Source organism: Sulfurihydrogenibium subterraneum DSM 15120 (assembly GCF_000619805.1).
Classification (GTDB): Bacteria; Aquificota; Aquificia; order Aquificales; family Hydrogenothermaceae; genus Sulfurihydrogenibium; species Sulfurihydrogenibium subterraneum.
Map to the genome: position 1 here is coordinate 92,197 of NZ_JHUV01000008.1, position 14,306 is coordinate 106,502.

The window sequence follows — 14,306 nt, forward strand, 5'->3', positions numbered from 1 at the left end:
TTTTTAGTGAGTATGAGTATCTAATTTTTCAATTAAATCTCTTGTTATGTCTTTAAAAGAGTAAACTTTTTCTTTTTTAGAAAATTTTGTGGCAGATAGTTTTGTAGAGAATGGAGCTAAATCAGGTCCCATAGGTCCATCTTGAATAATTACGTAATAGGCTAATCTTCCATCAATCCACTTTCCAGTATTGTAATCTTTTACCCAAATCTCTGATGCTTTATCTTGATTTAAAAAGTAGAATTTCAAAATGTGCTTTGGACTTTCTGCAAATTTGTAAGAACCATCTTTTAGCTTCACCTGAGATAGAAGTTTATCTTTAGGACTTACACTCATGCCACATATAGGGCATCTTTCTTCTTTCTGAAGATCCTTTGGTTGCCCAAAGGAAGTAGTAATAACAACTAAAATAAGAGCTAAAATCCATCTCATACCTATATACCTCCTTAGTAAAGATTTTTAATTTGAGCTTCTGAGTCTAACAAAAAGTTTCCTTTTACCACAACTTTATCTCCTTCTTTAAGTCCTTCTAAGACTTGACAGTAATCTTGAACACATCTTCCAATTTTTACTTTCTTTAGAACATAGCTTCCATCAGAAGTCTCTAAGAATACAATCTGTCTATCACCAGTATCAACAACAGCCGATTCTGGAACAGCTAAAATCTTTCCTAACGGTTTTTCTATTAAAATATCTACCAGCTGATTTATCTTTAAGTCTTTAGGTTTTATAACCTTTATTCTACATTTAAACGTTTTAGATTCTTTGTTCGCCTCAGGGAAAATATAATCTATCTTTCCCGTTATACTGTCTTCAGACCCAACAGGAGTTATTAAAACTTCCATATTTTTCTTTACAGAAGATATATAAATGTATGGAATTTCTGCTATAATCCACAAAGTAGAAGTATCTACTATTTCATACGCAACCTCTCCTGATTTTATAAATCCACCGTCGTAAACTCCTTTTTTAGTTATTACACCATTTACTGGAGATACAATTACCTCACCTTTTCCAAGATACCTTAATTTTTCCAAAACCGCTTTCTCTAAATCTTCCCTGTTTAAGCTTTTAGCAAGTTTTAACTCCTCTTTTACTATCTCTAAGTCAGGACTAAGAACTTTTAAAAGTGGAGTTCCCTTTTTTATCTCTTCTCCTTCAAATCTTTCAAATGTATCTATCACCCAACCATCAGACCTTAATGTTATACTCTTTATCTTTGGTAAATCGTAGGATACATAACCAACGACGTTAAAACTCTCTGTCAAATCTTTATAGCCAACCTCTGCCACTTCAACGCCTATTTTTTGTTTATCTAACTGTATACTACCATTTTGTGTTTGTTTTTCACCACCAGGATAAAATGGAATATTAAGGCTGTATGTTAACTTTTTATCATCTAAAACAAAAATTACCTGCCACCCCCCTGCCATAGATATATTTACTGTAGCTTCATAAATATTTTCTCCTGTCTTTTTTAGCTGAGCATCTTCCCTCATCTCACCCATTCCTGGCATAGGAGGCATATAAAAGTAAACTTCTTTTATATTTTTGTTAGACTTTATAAAAATTTTATTTATGCCTACATCTAACGATATTTTAGTACCGTACACGATAATTTCTGTTTCTGTATCTTTTATAGAAAAAAGATAGTTTTCGTTGTTTTCTAATTTTATACTTTGTTTTTTATAAAAAAGGTTATATAGTAAAACACCAACTAACAACACTAAAAAGCCAATTATCAAATACTTAATTATCAAATGCTTTTTCATAAAATTTCCTCTAAATGAAATCTTAACTTTATATTTTCTAACTTTAAATCTAAAATCATTAGCTTAATCTGAAAAATCTCTTCAAGAGTTTTTAAAATTTCACCTGATTCTGACTTTCCATACTTTAAAGACAGTTCTATCGCATTTAACTGATTTCCTTTTTCTTGAAGCATTTTTTCATAGATATTAAGAATCTCTTTGTTTTTCTTATAAGTTATGTCTACAGTATGAAAAACATTTTTGATTCTTAACTTTTCATTTTCTAGCTGGAGCTGTTTTAACAGTTTTTCTTCTTTCTTTTGAAGTATGATTAAGTCTTCTTTCTTTGATTTAAAAATTGGCAAGCTTACACCTACTTTTAAAGTAAACATATCAGGTAAACCTTTTCTATACATATACTCTCCCATAAACTCAACATCTGGTAAGTACTCAACTTTAGACCTTTGTATCTCTTGGACTGTTTTTTCTATATCAGTTTGAATCTGTTTTAGGTATACACTTTCATCCATGTAAGATTTTTCAGGAATAGGTTCAAAATCTAAAGTTTTATCATCCCTTAAAGGATACTCTCCCCCTATTAGATAAAAAATCTTATTCTTAACAACTTCTCTTTCTTTACTTATCTCTTCTAAAATTTTTTGTGCTTCTAACATTTTTACATCCAAACTTAATAAGTCTTTAAGCTGTAATTTTCCATACTTGTAATTCTCTTCAAAAATTTTTTTGTATTTCCTGTATAAATCTATCTGCTGGTTTACAACTTCTTCTTTTCTAAAAGAATAGACAAAATCTGCATAATTCTCTTTTATTTGTCTTTTTAACTGCTTTTCAAAAATAGTCCTATTTAAATCTATCAGCTCCCTTTCTTTTGCAACTATCTTACTGTCAAGATTTCTCTTAATAGGTAATGGATACTCCTGAGATAAGCCTATCAAAAAACTACCCATAGGGTTGTTAGAAGATAAATAAGGTTTGTTAATCTCAAAATTACTAAATCCGACATATAATTTAGGATTAGGTAAAGATAAAACGTAGGATTGTTGCAAAGAGATTATATTTCTTTGGTGATTAAATTCTTTTAATTTTGGAGAGTTTTTTTCTGCAAAATTAAGTATGTCATCTAACTGACTGGCGAAACACAACTTATAAAAAAGCATAAATATGGTCAAGTATCTTTTCATAATTTTTAATTATTACAAAATCTCTATGTTAATTACAAGGATTTTATTTAACTGTTTTTTTCACCAAAAAATTAAATGGTATGTAATAATATTATCAACATTAAGTTTTTTTAGAGGTTTTTAAAACCGTTGCTTAAAAGTAATCTTGCAAACATCTTAACATTGATAAGGCTTATACTTGTACCTGTCTTTATAATTGCTTTATGGTATCAAAAACCTTTTATCGCTTTTGTTATATTTACAGTTGCAGGAATAACCGATGCTATTGATGGCTACATAGCAAGAAAGTTTAATCAAGTTTCACAGTTTGGGAAAATTGTTGACCCTATAGCAGACAAAACTCTGCTTGTATCTGCATTTATATTCATATTTAACTCTCAACTTCCAATAAAATTTCCTTTTTGGTTTGTCGTTTTAGTTATATCAAGAGATTTGTATATATTAGCAGGAAGTCTTTTAATTTACTTTATAAAGGGATACCTAAAAGTAAGTCCTTCAGTTTTTGGTAAAGCTACAACCTTTTTTCAGATTACAACAGTAATATACACCCTCTTATCAAATATTAATATCAATATTTATAACGAAGTTTTTTACGATACTATACTGGGAATTACGCTTTTATTTATGGTATTGTCAACTTTGACTTACACTTATGATGGATTTAGACAGCTTAATATGACTAATATTTTTTAATACCTCTTGACAAAATATAGCCAAATGATTATATCTAATTGTATGAAACCACAGGAAGTGATGGAAACTTTGAGAATATCCCAAAGTACTTTAAGAAGGCTCAGGAAAGAGGGGAAAATAAAGCAATCCGTTTACCAAAAGGCAATAAAGGATGTTATCGGGTAAAAGAGTTCTGACAGTAAGAGTAAGTGGAAAAGAGAGAAAGAAAAAGGTAAGGACTTTGCTTTTAGATCTTGCCCACTTCAGAAACCTGCTAATAATCCTTATCAGGAAATACAAAGAGTTTTATGGAACATATCCACTTCATCAGTCTATCCTTTATGGGCTTATTGCTAAAGTTTATACAGGTAAATATAAACAAGAGTTTGAAGAGGTTTTAAGAAACATCCACCAAAAGGAAGGACTAAGAGACCTTCTTGAGAGCTTGAAGGTGCAGAAAGAGAGGATAGATAACTCTCACTATATTCAATATCTTATCCGCCAGGTAATAAAAGACTTCACGAGCTTTTTCAAGTCTTTTAAAAGTTATAAAGAAAGCCCTCATAAATTCAAAGAAACACCTAAACCCCCTAAACCTAAGAAAATGAGATATCTGATAAACTTATCAGTTGAAGGAAACATTAACACTTTCAGGCAGGAAAAAGATAAATTAGTAATAAGACTTAAAAAAGGTGCATATCTTAAAGTTAAACTTCCCAGAAATTTCTCATATAGAGTTTCTTCTATAAGGCTCAAGCTTTTTGGAGATGACCTTTATGTAGATGTGGTCTATGAGCAAGAAGTAAAAAGAATAGAACCTAAAGGACAATACACAGCAGGCATAGACATAGGACTTGATGAAATGTTATCTGTAGTAAGTGAAAATCCCAGACTAAAAAGTTTCATTGTTTCAGGAAAAGAGATAAAGGCTTTCAATCAGTGGTTTAACAAGGAAAGAGCAAAGCTAAGAACTCAAATAGATTACCTGAAGAATGAGATAAAGAGTGAGAGCTATGAAAACACTGAAAGGCTTGAGAGAAAGTTAAAAGAACTTGAGATAAAGGAGAAAGTATTATCTGCGCACAGGAAAAGGTGGTTAGAGAACAATTTGCATAAACTCTCAAGAAAACTTGTAGATTTACTCTATGAAACAGGACACAAAGTCATTTACATAGGTAAGAATGCACTTGAAAGTAAAAATGGAATAAATCTTGGAAAGAAAACCAATCAAAACTTTGTCTTTATTCCCTTCAGGAGACTTGCGGAGATAATCAAATATAAAGCTAAGGAACTTGGAATAGAAGTTGTGGAGGTAGATGAAAGTTATACCTCAAAGACTTCTCCTTTTGCAGATATATTTAAAGTGAGAAAGACAAAGGATAAAACACTGTGTCAGGGTGAGAGAAAGGGAAACACATTTAAGGACAATGTCTTGAATAAGGTCTTTCATGCAGACCTTGTAGGAGCACTCAACATAATGAGGGTGGGAGCAAAGCTCCTAAAACTTGGTTTTTATGAAAGTCTTAAGATTTTCTTTGTAAAGCTCTGTAATCCTGTAAGACTTAAACTGATTGACTTCTTCTACAAAGTATCCTCCGAGTCCATGTGGATAGGGGGTAGTAAGCGAGAGGTATTAGCTCTTGCAGGGTGGATGGAAAAGTTAGGTCATTTGGATGCATTTAGTGTCTAAGACCTAATTTTTCTGTACCTGACAAAAAGTTAGAAAAAATCTCAAAGTTTTTTTCAAGATTTTCAATTGGAATGTACTCATTTTTTTGGTGTGCTTGTGCTGTATCTCCAGGACCAAAGTTTACAGCATCTATCCCATACATACTTAACCTTCCAACATCAGTCCAAGCCTGTTTTGCTTCTACTTCCAAATTAAATCTATTTATCATCTCTTTTAAAATAGGGTTATCTTTACAAACTTTTCCTGCGGGAGATACATCTGTAAACTCTACTTCTGCCTGTCCTTCTACAAAGTCTATAAGTTCTTTTTTTGCTTGGTCTATCGTCTTACCAGGTGCAAATCTGTAATTTAGATTTATTTTAAACTCATCTGGAATTATGTTTCTACCTCCACTATACTCTACCATAGTAGCGTTTAAAACTTCATAGTACTTTAAACCTTCAAAGTCATACTCTTTTCTACCAAAGTTGTAAAGCTTTTCTAAAAGTTTGTAAGCTTTATGTATTGCGTTGTCTCCTTCCCAAGGTCTTGCAGAGTGTGCCCTCTTTCCTTTAAACTTAACCCAAGCATGCATCGTCCCAAGACAGCCCATCTGTATCTTGTTATTTGTAGGCTCTAAAGCAAAGGCAAGGTCAGATTTTTGGATAATATTATATCTCTTTAAAAGAGGTTCTAAACCGTTTGTTTCATAAGGACCTTCTTCTTTTTCATAAAAAACGTATATAAGATTATACTTACTCTCTTTTTTTGAAAATAATTCAGCCAGTACCATCATAACGGCAAGTCCACCCTTCATATCACTTGCGCCAAGTCCGTATATCTTGCCATCAATAATCTGCCCTGTAAATTCATTTATTCCAGGAACTGTATCTAAATGTCCAAGTAGAGTTATAGTTTTTTTATCAGAATTTAAATCGTTGTAAGCAATTATAGAGTTGTTGTGTCTTATGATGTTTTTTAAGAATCTTTTTAAAAAATTTTCTACAAAATCTGCTATTTCCTCTTCATTATCTATTACAGAGGGAATGTTAACAAGGTCTATGGTGTATTTTACGAGTTTTTCTTTCATAATTGAATTTCTTTTGAGTATCCTAATTTTTCTGATAACTCTTCACTTGCTTTTAAGAAGCTTTCTTTTATCTTACCGTGTAAAAGATTAAATGATAACCTAAAAGAGGGAGCTGATAGGGTTAAAGCAGCTACTACATCTCCACTATAATCTCTAATAGGAACGGATAAACATCTAACTTCTTTTTCCCACTCTTCGTTATCAATTGCATAACCTTTTTTTCTAACTTCTTCCACCTCTTTCAAAAGCATATCTTTATCTGTAATTGTATTTTCTGTGAATTTTTCTAATTTTACTTCTTTAAAAAACTCTTCAATCTCTTCTTTCTCCATAAATGCAAGATGAACTTTTCCAGATGCAGAGGCATACATAGGAAGTAATCTTCCTACCCTAGATTTAACCACGACATTTTTTTCAACTTCATAAACATCTATATAAACTATTTCAAATCCACTTCTTGTAGCAAGATAAACATTTTCTTGAAATTCTTCTGCAAGTCTTTGTAAAAATGGCCTTGCTTGTCTTCTGATTTCAGAGTGAGACAGATAAGAATGACCAAGTTCAAAATTTTTTATTCCAAGAGAGTATATTTTTTTCCTTTTATTAAGGTCTAAATATCCTCTTATGACTAATGTTTCTAGTATTTTTTCTAAGGTTGTAGGAGATATATTGAATTTTTCTTCTAAGTCTTTGATTCTTACAGATTGTCTTCTTGCAACATAAAAAAGTACATCAAAAGCTAAATCTACATTGTGTACTATATAATCTGACTTTTCTCTTTTACGATGCATTTTCAACTCTAATGTATTATTAAGCGGAGCCGACGGGATTCGAACCCGCGACCTCCTGCGTGACAGGCAGGCGTTCTGGGCCGAGCTGAACTACGGCTCCGTCTTCTTTTATTTAGTGGGCGGTAGAGGATTCGAACCTCTGACCCCCTCCTTGTAAGGGAGGTGCTCTGGCCAGCTGAGCTAACCGCCCAAGCAATAACAGGTAAATATAATACTACATTTTAACGATGCTGTCAATAGTTTTTTATATTTTCTTCAACATTCTTTAAGTGTTCTTGGTAATTATCTGAAAATATGTGCCTTTTTTTATCATTTGACAAAACGTAATAAAAATAATCTGTCTTTCGAGGATTGAGTGTAGCTTTCAGTGATGAGATACTAAAATTACAGATAGGAGTAGGGGGTAAACCTTTGTATTTATAAGTATTAAAAGGTGAGTCAATTTTCATATTTTCTTTCGTTAGATTGCCAGAGTAAATGTTTTTCAACCTTAAAGCGTATATAACTGTTGGGTCTATATCTAATTTCATGTTAGCTTTTAAACGGTTGAATATCACAGATGCTATAATTGGTTTTTCTTCAGGTAAATAGGTCTCTTTTTCTATTAAAGAAGCTATTATCATAGCTTCATAAAAAGTTATTCTCTTTTTATAAAATTCTGAATAATCTTTTGATTCTACTTTTTCTTTATAAGGTAAGTACTTTTTTTTAAAGACCTCTAAAAATTTGGCAGTAAGCGTTTCTGCCGTTTCATTTTCATCTACTCTATAACTCTCAGGAGGAAAGTACCCTTCAAAAGAATCTCCCACAAGTCCGTATTTTTTAACATTTTCCTTATTAAAGACAAACTTTATAAAATCTTCTTTTTTTATTATTTTCTCTTTTTCTAACTTTTCTGCGATGTCAAGAAGATTATCCCCAGGTATTATAGTAAAAAGTCTTAGCTTTACTTCCCCTTTAGCTAACTTTTCGTAAATATCTTTTAATGAATATTCTCCTTTAAACTGGTAAGTTCCAGCTTTTAAAGTTTTATCTTTATGAAGTTTAGTATAGATAAAAAATAAGTACTTGTTGATTATTAATCCTTCTTTTTCTAAAATTTCTCCTATTTCAAGTGTAGATGAACCTTTTGGAATAGTGATTTCTTTGTTTATATAGACCTTTTTGTTTAAAAGAGTTAACGAAAACAAAATAAGAATTAGAACTACTATAAAAGATGAAATTAATACCTTTTTCATTTACCAAAAAAAAGACTGTCTAAATATGTTTGAAGAATGAAAACAGCTGATAGGCTATCTATATACTCTTTCATATTTTTCTTCTTTTTAGTTTGGGAAAGATGTTTTTCTGCTAAAGATGTTGTAAATCTTTCATCAATGAATACTATATTTATGTTAGGAATGTACTGTTTTAGCTTTTCTGCAAAATCTTTTGTATACTCTACTTGTTGACCTTGTAAACCTTTTAGGGTTATTGGAAGTCCTATAACTACAGTAGATATATTCTGACTTTCAATTAAGGATTTTATATTTTGAAAAACATTTTCATCATTTTTAATGTAATCTAAAGGTTTGGCAGTTATACCAAGGGGGTCGCTTACAGCAACCCCAATTCTTTTTGTTCCTATATCTAAAGCTAGGATTCTACTCAAGATGCTGTAGTTTCTTCCTTTGAGGATATTCCAGCTATTTTATAAAGCGGACAAAAACCTGTTATTGCGGTAAGTAGTAAAACTACACCTACAAAAGTAGCAACAACAAATATTCCACCTTTTTCTACACCGAGGTATACCAACATCGTTCCTACTAAAACTCTTACTAAAACATCCCATAAAGCCATTGTTTATCCCCCTTTATAAAGTAATTAAAGTCTCAACGTCTTCGTATCTGGCAACTTCATCAGGATGGGCAATTCTTCCAAGTACTGCAGATGCTGCAGCTACTGCAGGGCTTGAAAGGTAAACTTGACTCTTTGGATGACCCATTCTTCCTACAAAGTTTCTATTAGAAGTAGATAAACATACCTCTCCTTCTGCAAGTATTCCCATATGTCCTCCAAGACAAGGACCACATGTAGAAGTACTTATTAAACATCCTGCATCTGCAAGAATCTCGAGTAAACCTTCATGAAGTGCTTGTTTGTATATTTGGTCAGAAGCAGGTATAACTATACATCTAACTTCAGGATGAACTTTCTTTCCTTTTAATATAGCTGCTGCTATTCTTAAATCAGAAAGTCTCCCGTTTGTACAAGAGCCTATAAATACTTGATCTATATGTGTTCCCGCAACTTCGCTAACAGGTTTTACGTTAGAAGGAAGATTTGGACAAGCTACAACAGGCTCTATTTTATTTGCGTCAAATTCATACTCACAGCAGTACTTTGCATCTGGGTCTGATTTGTATATTTTAAATTCTCTGTTTGCCCTTTTTCTAACCCATTCTATAGTTTTTTCATCAGCTTCTATTACTGCATTCTTTCCACCAGCTTCTATTGCCATATTGGCAATTGTAAGTCTATTATCAATATCTAAAGCTTTTATAGCCTCTCCATGATACTCCATTGCTTTGTAAAGAGCTCCGTCAACACCAATCTTTCCAATAACAGTAAGAACAAAATCTTTACCACCAACCCATTTTTGAGGTTTTCCGTAAAAGGTAAATTTCATAGTTTCTGGCACTCTAAGCCATGTTTCTCCTGTAGCCCATATATAAGCTATATCAGTAGAACCTACCCCTGTAGAAAAAGCACCTATTCCTCCGTATGTACAAGTATGAGAGTCAGCTCCTATCACAAGGTCTCCCGGAACAACAAAACCTTTTTCCGGAAGTAAAGTGTGCATTACTCCACTGTCTTGACCTTCAAAGTAGTTTTTTATACCCATTTTTTTTGCAAAGTCTCTTGATATCTTAATCTGCTGAGCTGATAGAATATCTTTTGGTGGGAAAAAGTGATCCATAACTAAAGCTATTTTATTTGGGTCAAAAACCCTGTCTATACCATACTTTTCAAGTTGTTTTATAGCAAGTGGAGCTGTAATGTCGTTTGCGATTGCCAAGTCCACTTTTACTGTTACTAACTCACCAGGTTCAACGTAATCTTTTCCTGCATGAGCTGCTATTATCTTCTCAGTTATTGTCATTCCCATAATAAATACCTCCTATATAAAAAGTATAAATAATTATAACAGACCTTTTATATTATTATAAATTTGGATAGTTGCATCCGACTTGTTTAATGTATAAAAATGTAAACCTTTTACACCATTTTTCAATAAGTCTTCACACTGCTTGGTAGCAAATTCTATACCTGTTTTTTTAGTCTCTTCTGGATTATCTGCATACTTTTCAAAAAGTTTTACTACTTCTTCTGGTATAGTAGCACCACATAAAGATGCAAACTTCCTTATCTGGTTAAAGTTTGTAATTGGCATAATACCCGGAATAATGGGAATTTTTATACCTGCTTTTTCACATCTGTCTAAAAAATCGTAAAAGTAAACATTGTCAAAAAACATCTGAGTAATGGAAAAACTAGCTCCGGCTTCTACTTTCTGCTTAAAGTAGTAAATATCCCTTTCAAGGTTTGGACTCTCTGGATGCCCCTCTGGATAAGATGCTACAGCTATACAAAAGTAATCTTGGAAATTATATTTAATAAAAGATACTAACTCAGATGCATACTTGCAACCGTCAAAAGGAATATCTTTTTTATCAAAAGACATAGGTATATCTCCCCTCAAAGCTAATATATTTTCAATGCCAATGTTTTTATAATCTTCAAGTATCTGTCTAATTTCTTCTCTTGAATGTCCTACACAGGTTAAATGTGCCATAACTGTTAGACCTGTTTCTTCATGAATTTTTTTTACTGTATCTCTTGTTTTTTCTCTTGTACTTCCTCCAGCTCCATAAGTAACAGAAACAAAAGTAGGATTGACAGGTTTTAATTCCTCAATAGTTTTAAACAACGCATCTTCTAATTCTTTTGTTTTTGGAGGAAAAAATTCGAAAGATATAGATATTTTTTCTTTTTTTAACTTATCTATTATTTTCATAAAGCAACCTCACAAAAGTTTTCCTTTTATTGTAATAAAACAGTTGCACATAATCAACTGATATGGTATATTATTTATCTCTAATGTGAGTCGCTAGCTCAGTCGGTAGAGCACCGGTCTTTTAAACCGGTGGTCCTGGGTTCGATTCCCAGGCGACTCACTTCAAAACGAATATGGCCCCATCGTCTAGCCTGGCCTAGGACACCGGCCTTTCACGCCGGCGACACGGGTTCGAATCCCGTTGGGGTCATCTTCTATATAAATCTTTGATAATCCTCTTTTGGTCGGTTAGCTCAGTTGGCAGAGCACCTGCTCGACACGCAGGGGGTCAGAGGTTCAAGTCCTCTACCGACCATTTCACTTGTCAAAAAATAATTTTGTCATTATATCTATATTAGAATAAAATTTAGAGGAGGGTTTATGTCATGGAAAGAGTAATTGTAATTCGTGAAAAATCAAAAATTTTACTTTTAAATCCATTAACAAATGAAATTAAAGGTCAGTTTAACACTGTTTCAGAAGCTGTTAAATATGCGATTTTAAATAACTTTGAACTTCCAGAGCAAGCTTTTGACGGTTCATTTATTAAAGAAAATGTAAATTTCATTTATTTTAATGGAAAAGACTTTGAATATGCAAATGGAGATTTGCTTACTGATGCAAAAAGATGTTTACAGTGTGGATGGATTGCAAGAAGTAGCGAAATCATTGATGAACTTGGTAATTCTCATGAATGTTATAAATGTTTAAGATGTGGATTTATAGAAATGTGTACTCCTATCCCTGAGGAAATGGCTGAAGGAGAATAACTACCAGTATCTTATCCTGCCTGTGTCTATATGAACAAATCCAGAGGATGGGTAATATCCCACTCCTCCTGCTTTTAAAGATTTTGCTGCATCTCTAAGGGTAGAAAGTGGAATTCCTTCTATATTAATATCTATAGCTCTTCCTTCTAAATGTAAGCTATGTTTTGCCACACCAGAACTTTTTTCTCTTAAAAGGTTGTTAGTTTTTGGAGATCTATATCCTGAAATTATATTTATTGGTTTGTTTTCTACTTCCAAAACTTTTCTTAATACATATATAGTATCTAAAAGTTTTACATCAATAGGTTTAATCTCATTAACTCTAAAATCTCTTAAAATATAAAAAATTTTTTTTAAAGATTCTTCGTTATAATTTCCCCTGAAGCAATAAACTTCTTTTAAATACTCTCCAGTATGAATATTATAAAAATATAATAATCTTTCTTCATCATAGATACTATTAATCACTCTGGCTAAAGAACTTTTTGGGAAAAAAGAAAATACTCCAAAACAACCCATATACTTAAAAAAATCTCTTCTATTCATCATCCTTCTTTAACTTTTCAAGAATTTTTTTATCAAATCTATATATGTCTTCATAGAAAAAAATTTTATCATTTTTAACCTCAGTAGTAAAGTAAAAGATGTAAATAATAACATCCTTATTTATTTTTAATTGCATCGTTTTACCAGAATTAATGATATCTAAAATATTTTTTTCTTCTTCATTTAAAAGGTAGGAAGCTAAAAGTAATGCATTTTCCAACCTAATACATCCAGAACTAAAAGCACGTTTTACCTTTAAGAACAAATCTTTATAGGGTGTATCATGTAGATATACACCAAATGGATTTTTAAAAAATATTTTTATTCTTCCAAGAGAGTTTTTATCACCTGGAAGCTGAACTAGGTTAAAAGGGAAAAAGTATTCATTATAAAGATACCAGTTTATCTTTTTGTAATCTATATACTTCCCTTCATACAATACTTTGAAATTGTATTCTTCAAGATAGTTTGGATTTTTTTTAATTTTTGGAAGCAGGTCTTTTACCGCTATCTTTTTAGGAACATACCAAAAAGGATTTAATATAACTTCAGTTACCTTCCCAAAATATATTGGAGTTGGTCTAAAATCTTCAATATAATTTTTCCCGACAATCACTTTCATTTCTAAAATTTTTTTATTATTCTGATAATACTTAAGATAAAAAGATGGAATGTTTATTTCTATCCTTTCTGGAGCTAAGGTTTCTGGTAGCCATCTATACTTTTCAAGATTGACTTTTATAATTTCTATTCTTTCCTGGACAGATCTATTTAGTTCATATCTTGTTTTAGGACCAACTACTCCATCAGGATCTAACAGATGTCTTTCCTGAAAAGATTTAACGGCTTCTAACACTTCTTCATCAAAAAGGTCTGATTCTAAATTTTTCTGGTTTTTATAATCTCCATACACAAAAAGAATCTTTTTCAAATTCTTTACTTCTTGACGTTTTGAGTTAAGATGAAGTTTGCTTCTTATTTTAGGTAACTCATTTTTAATAAGGTAATACTCTCTTAAAATTTTTTTTAATTCTTTATACTGCTGAAATTTAGGTTCGCAAACCTCTTCGATTTTAGCGATATCAGATGTTTTTAAGATTTTTACAATATCATTGTAAGGAAAATCTTTTTTAACAACGGTATTCCATGTGTTAAAAATTTCTCTTGGATTTACATTACCGTAATATAAATCTTTACAGTATTTAATTAGTGTTTTTGTAAGGATTATATCATCTAGCTTTTTATCAGACTTTAGATTCACATTATAATCATCGGGATTTAAGCCGTTAAGATAGCTTGCTTGTAAAAGAGCAAGGAAGTTTTCTACTTTTTCGCTCTCTTCCCAAAAAGGTTTATTCTCGTTGAGTTGATACAAAATTTCAACATCTTTATCTATTAAGCCAGAAAAAGAATTTTTACTTTCAGCTTTTAAGGAAAAAGCTATTGAAAATAAAAAAAATAAAACTGATGACAGCTTAAACAAATTTTTAAATCTTTTCTTCAACTTTTTCCTTTTTTACTACCTCTGCTTCTATTTCTTTTGGCTTAACTACTTTTTCTTCTTCTTTCTTTTCTTCACCTGAAAAAGCTTGTTTGAAACTTCTTATACCTTCCCCTAAACCTCTACCTATCTCGGGAAGTTTTTTTGCTCCAAAGAGCAAAACAAGTATTCCAAATATAATAAGTAACTCTGGTAATCCTATTGAACCCATCATAAAC

The 14,306-nt window shown here is 31.6% G+C and carries 17 protein-coding genes and 5 tRNA genes; 7 read left to right on the plus strand and 15 right to left on the minus strand.

From position 1 onward, the window contains the following. Nucleotides 1-3 precede the first annotated feature (3 nt). From Q385_RS0101175 to Q385_RS0101185, 3 genes are read right to left on the minus strand one after another with little or no spacing between them, the layout of a single operon-like run. Nucleotides 4-432, minus strand: coding sequence for a nitrous oxide reductase accessory protein NosL (locus tag Q385_RS0101175; protein WP_028949907.1), 429 nt, complete (start codon nucleotides 430-432; stop codon nucleotides 4-6). A 14-nt stretch (nucleotides 433-446) separates the two neighbouring features. Next, entirely contained in the window at nucleotides 447-1,772 is a 1,326-nt protein-coding gene (locus tag Q385_RS0101180; RefSeq protein ID WP_028949908.1) for a FixH family protein, read from the minus strand. Then, complete coding sequence (locus tag Q385_RS0101185) at nucleotides 1,769-2,929, minus strand: TolC family protein (RefSeq protein WP_169733156.1); 1,161 nt, start codon at nucleotides 2,927-2,929, stop codon at nucleotides 1,769-1,771. The genes Q385_RS0101180 and Q385_RS0101185 overlap by 4 nt, the downstream gene beginning before the upstream one ends. Nucleotides 2,930-3,082: 153 nt before the next feature. On the opposite strand from Q385_RS0101185, the gene pgsA reads away from it, so the two are divergent. From pgsA to Q385_RS0101195, 3 genes are read left to right on the plus strand one after another with little or no spacing between them, the layout of a single operon-like run. Further along, nucleotides 3,083-3,646 (plus strand): CDP-diacylglycerol--glycerol-3-phosphate 3-phosphatidyltransferase, encoded by a 564-nt coding sequence (gene pgsA / locus Q385_RS0101190; RefSeq protein ID WP_028949910.1) that lies wholly within the window; start codon nucleotides 3,083-3,085, stop codon nucleotides 3,644-3,646. Nucleotides 3,647-3,688: 42 nt separating this feature from the next. Continuing rightward, nucleotides 3,689-3,811, plus strand: coding sequence for a helix-turn-helix domain-containing protein (locus tag Q385_RS09580; RefSeq protein ID WP_425427183.1), 123 nt, complete (start codon nucleotides 3,689-3,691; stop codon nucleotides 3,809-3,811). A gap of 55 nt (nucleotides 3,812-3,866) precedes the next feature. Further along, nucleotides 3,867-5,315: an RNA-guided endonuclease InsQ/TnpB family protein gene (locus Q385_RS0101195; protein ID WP_245596344.1), complete on the plus strand. Its 1,449-nt coding sequence runs from the start codon at nucleotides 3,867-3,869 to the stop codon at nucleotides 5,313-5,315. On the opposite strand, the gene dapE is transcribed toward Q385_RS0101195, so the two are convergent. From dapE to metF, 9 genes are all read right to left on the minus strand, one after another. After that, the gene (gene dapE, locus Q385_RS0101200) at nucleotides 5,305-6,384 is read right to left on the minus strand and encodes a succinyl-diaminopimelate desuccinylase (RefSeq protein WP_028949912.1); all 1,080 of its coding nucleotides are present in this window, start codon (nucleotides 6,382-6,384) and stop codon (nucleotides 5,305-5,307) included. The two genes, Q385_RS0101195 and dapE, sit on opposite strands and share 11 nt — an antisense overlap. Beyond that, a complete protein-coding gene (locus Q385_RS0101205) occupies nucleotides 6,381-7,175 on the minus strand; it encodes an IclR family transcriptional regulator (RefSeq protein WP_028949913.1) in 795 nt (264 codons plus the stop codon). The genes dapE and Q385_RS0101205 overlap by 4 nt, the downstream gene beginning before the upstream one ends. A gap of 24 nt (nucleotides 7,176-7,199) precedes the next feature. Beyond that, nucleotides 7,200-7,275 (minus strand) — tRNA-Asp (locus Q385_RS0101210). Nucleotides 7,276-7,291: 16 nt separating this feature from the next. Next, nucleotides 7,292-7,365 (minus strand) — tRNA-Val (locus tag Q385_RS0101215). 43 nt (nucleotides 7,366-7,408) lie between these two features. Continuing rightward, a complete protein-coding gene (mltG, locus tag Q385_RS0101220) occupies nucleotides 7,409-8,413 on the minus strand; it encodes an endolytic transglycosylase MltG (protein WP_028949914.1) in 1,005 nt (334 codons plus the stop codon). Further along, a complete protein-coding gene (ruvX, locus tag Q385_RS0101225; protein WP_028949915.1) occupies nucleotides 8,410-8,826 on the minus strand; it encodes a Holliday junction resolvase RuvX in 417 nt (138 codons plus the stop codon). Before ruvX ends, mltG begins: the two co-directional genes overlap by 4 nt. After that, nucleotides 8,823-9,014, minus strand: coding sequence for a YgaP family membrane protein (locus Q385_RS0101230; RefSeq protein ID WP_028949916.1), 192 nt, complete (start codon nucleotides 9,012-9,014; stop codon nucleotides 8,823-8,825). The genes ruvX and Q385_RS0101230 overlap by 4 nt, the downstream gene beginning before the upstream one ends. A gap of 13 nt (nucleotides 9,015-9,027) precedes the next feature. Continuing rightward, nucleotides 9,028-10,323 (minus strand): 3-isopropylmalate dehydratase large subunit, encoded by a 1,296-nt coding sequence (leuC, locus tag Q385_RS0101235; RefSeq protein ID WP_028949917.1) that lies wholly within the window; start codon nucleotides 10,321-10,323, stop codon nucleotides 9,028-9,030. A gap of 33 nt (nucleotides 10,324-10,356) precedes the next feature. Beyond that, complete coding sequence (metF, locus tag Q385_RS0101240) at nucleotides 10,357-11,232, minus strand: methylenetetrahydrofolate reductase [NAD(P)H] (RefSeq protein ID WP_028949918.1); 876 nt, start codon at nucleotides 11,230-11,232, stop codon at nucleotides 10,357-10,359. A gap of 87 nt (nucleotides 11,233-11,319) precedes the next feature. Between metF and Q385_RS0101245 the strand changes: the two genes are divergently transcribed. The 4 genes from Q385_RS0101245 (at nucleotide 11,320) to Q385_RS0101260 (ending at nucleotide 12,041) form a co-directional block, all read left to right on the plus strand. Then, a tRNA-Lys gene (locus Q385_RS0101245) sits at nucleotides 11,320-11,392 on the plus strand. 15 nt (nucleotides 11,393-11,407) lie between these two features. Continuing rightward, a tRNA-Glu gene (locus tag Q385_RS0101250) sits at nucleotides 11,408-11,482 on the plus strand. Between the two features lie 32 nt (nucleotides 11,483-11,514). Beyond that, nucleotides 11,515-11,587 (plus strand) — tRNA-Val (locus tag Q385_RS0101255). Nucleotides 11,588-11,657: 70 nt separating this feature from the next. After that, nucleotides 11,658-12,041, plus strand: coding sequence for a hypothetical protein (locus Q385_RS0101260; protein ID WP_028949919.1), 384 nt, complete (start codon nucleotides 11,658-11,660; stop codon nucleotides 12,039-12,041). Here the strand turns inward: Q385_RS0101260 and mepK are convergent, their stop codons facing one another. From mepK to tatA, 3 genes are read right to left on the minus strand one after another with little or no spacing between them, the layout of a single operon-like run. Next, nucleotides 12,042-12,587, minus strand: a complete 546-nt coding sequence (gene mepK, locus Q385_RS0101265) for a peptidoglycan L,D-endopeptidase MepK (protein WP_028949920.1) — start codon at nucleotides 12,585-12,587, stop codon at nucleotides 12,042-12,044. After that, nucleotides 12,580-14,091 (minus strand): L,D-transpeptidase family protein, encoded by a 1,512-nt coding sequence (locus Q385_RS08795; protein ID WP_051524370.1) that lies wholly within the window; start codon nucleotides 14,089-14,091, stop codon nucleotides 12,580-12,582. Before Q385_RS08795 ends, mepK begins: the two co-directional genes overlap by 8 nt. Further along, complete coding sequence (gene tatA, locus Q385_RS0101275) at nucleotides 14,075-14,299, minus strand: twin-arginine translocase TatA/TatE family subunit (RefSeq protein ID WP_028949921.1); 225 nt, start codon at nucleotides 14,297-14,299, stop codon at nucleotides 14,075-14,077. The genes Q385_RS08795 and tatA overlap by 17 nt, the downstream gene beginning before the upstream one ends. Nucleotides 14,300-14,306: the final 7 nt, after the last annotated feature.

Bases quoted from the DNA above. Each gene is read 5' to 3' on its own strand.
- Q385_RS0101175 (WP_028949907.1), bottom strand. From the start codon at position 432: ATGAGATGGATTTTAGCTCTTATTTTAGTTGTTATTACTACTTCCTTT.
- Q385_RS0101180 (WP_028949908.1), bottom strand. From the start codon at position 1,772: ATGAAAAAGCATTTGATAATTAAGTATTTGATAATTGGCTTTTTAGTG.
- Q385_RS0101185 (WP_169733156.1), bottom strand. From the start codon at position 2,929: ATGCTTTTTTATAAGTTGTGTTTCGCCAGTCAGTTAGATGACATACTT.
- Q385_RS09580 (WP_425427183.1), top strand. From the start codon at position 3,689: ATGAAACCACAGGAAGTGATGGAAACTTTGAGAATATCCCAAAGTACT.
- dapE (WP_028949912.1), bottom strand. From the start codon at position 6,384: ATGAAAGAAAAACTCGTAAAATACACCATAGACCTTGTTAACATTCCC.
- Q385_RS0101205 (WP_028949913.1), bottom strand. From the start codon at position 7,175: ATGCATCGTAAAAGAGAAAAGTCAGATTATATAGTACACAATGTAGAT.
- mltG (WP_028949914.1), bottom strand. From the start codon at position 8,413: ATGAAAAAGGTATTAATTTCATCTTTTATAGTAGTTCTAATTCTTATT.
- Q385_RS0101230 (WP_028949916.1), bottom strand. From the start codon at position 9,014: ATGGCTTTATGGGATGTTTTAGTAAGAGTTTTAGTAGGAACGATGTTG.
- leuC (WP_028949917.1), bottom strand. From the start codon at position 10,323: ATGGGAATGACAATAACTGAGAAGATAATAGCAGCTCATGCAGGAAAA.
- metF (WP_028949918.1), bottom strand. From the start codon at position 11,232: ATGAAAATAATAGATAAGTTAAAAAAAGAAAAAATATCTATATCTTTC.
- Q385_RS0101260 (WP_028949919.1), top strand. From the start codon at position 11,658: ATGGAAAGAGTAATTGTAATTCGTGAAAAATCAAAAATTTTACTTTTA.
- mepK (WP_028949920.1), bottom strand. From the start codon at position 12,587: ATGAATAGAAGAGATTTTTTTAAGTATATGGGTTGTTTTGGAGTATTT.
- tatA (WP_028949921.1), bottom strand. From the start codon at position 14,299: ATGGGTTCAATAGGATTACCAGAGTTACTTATTATATTTGGAATACTT.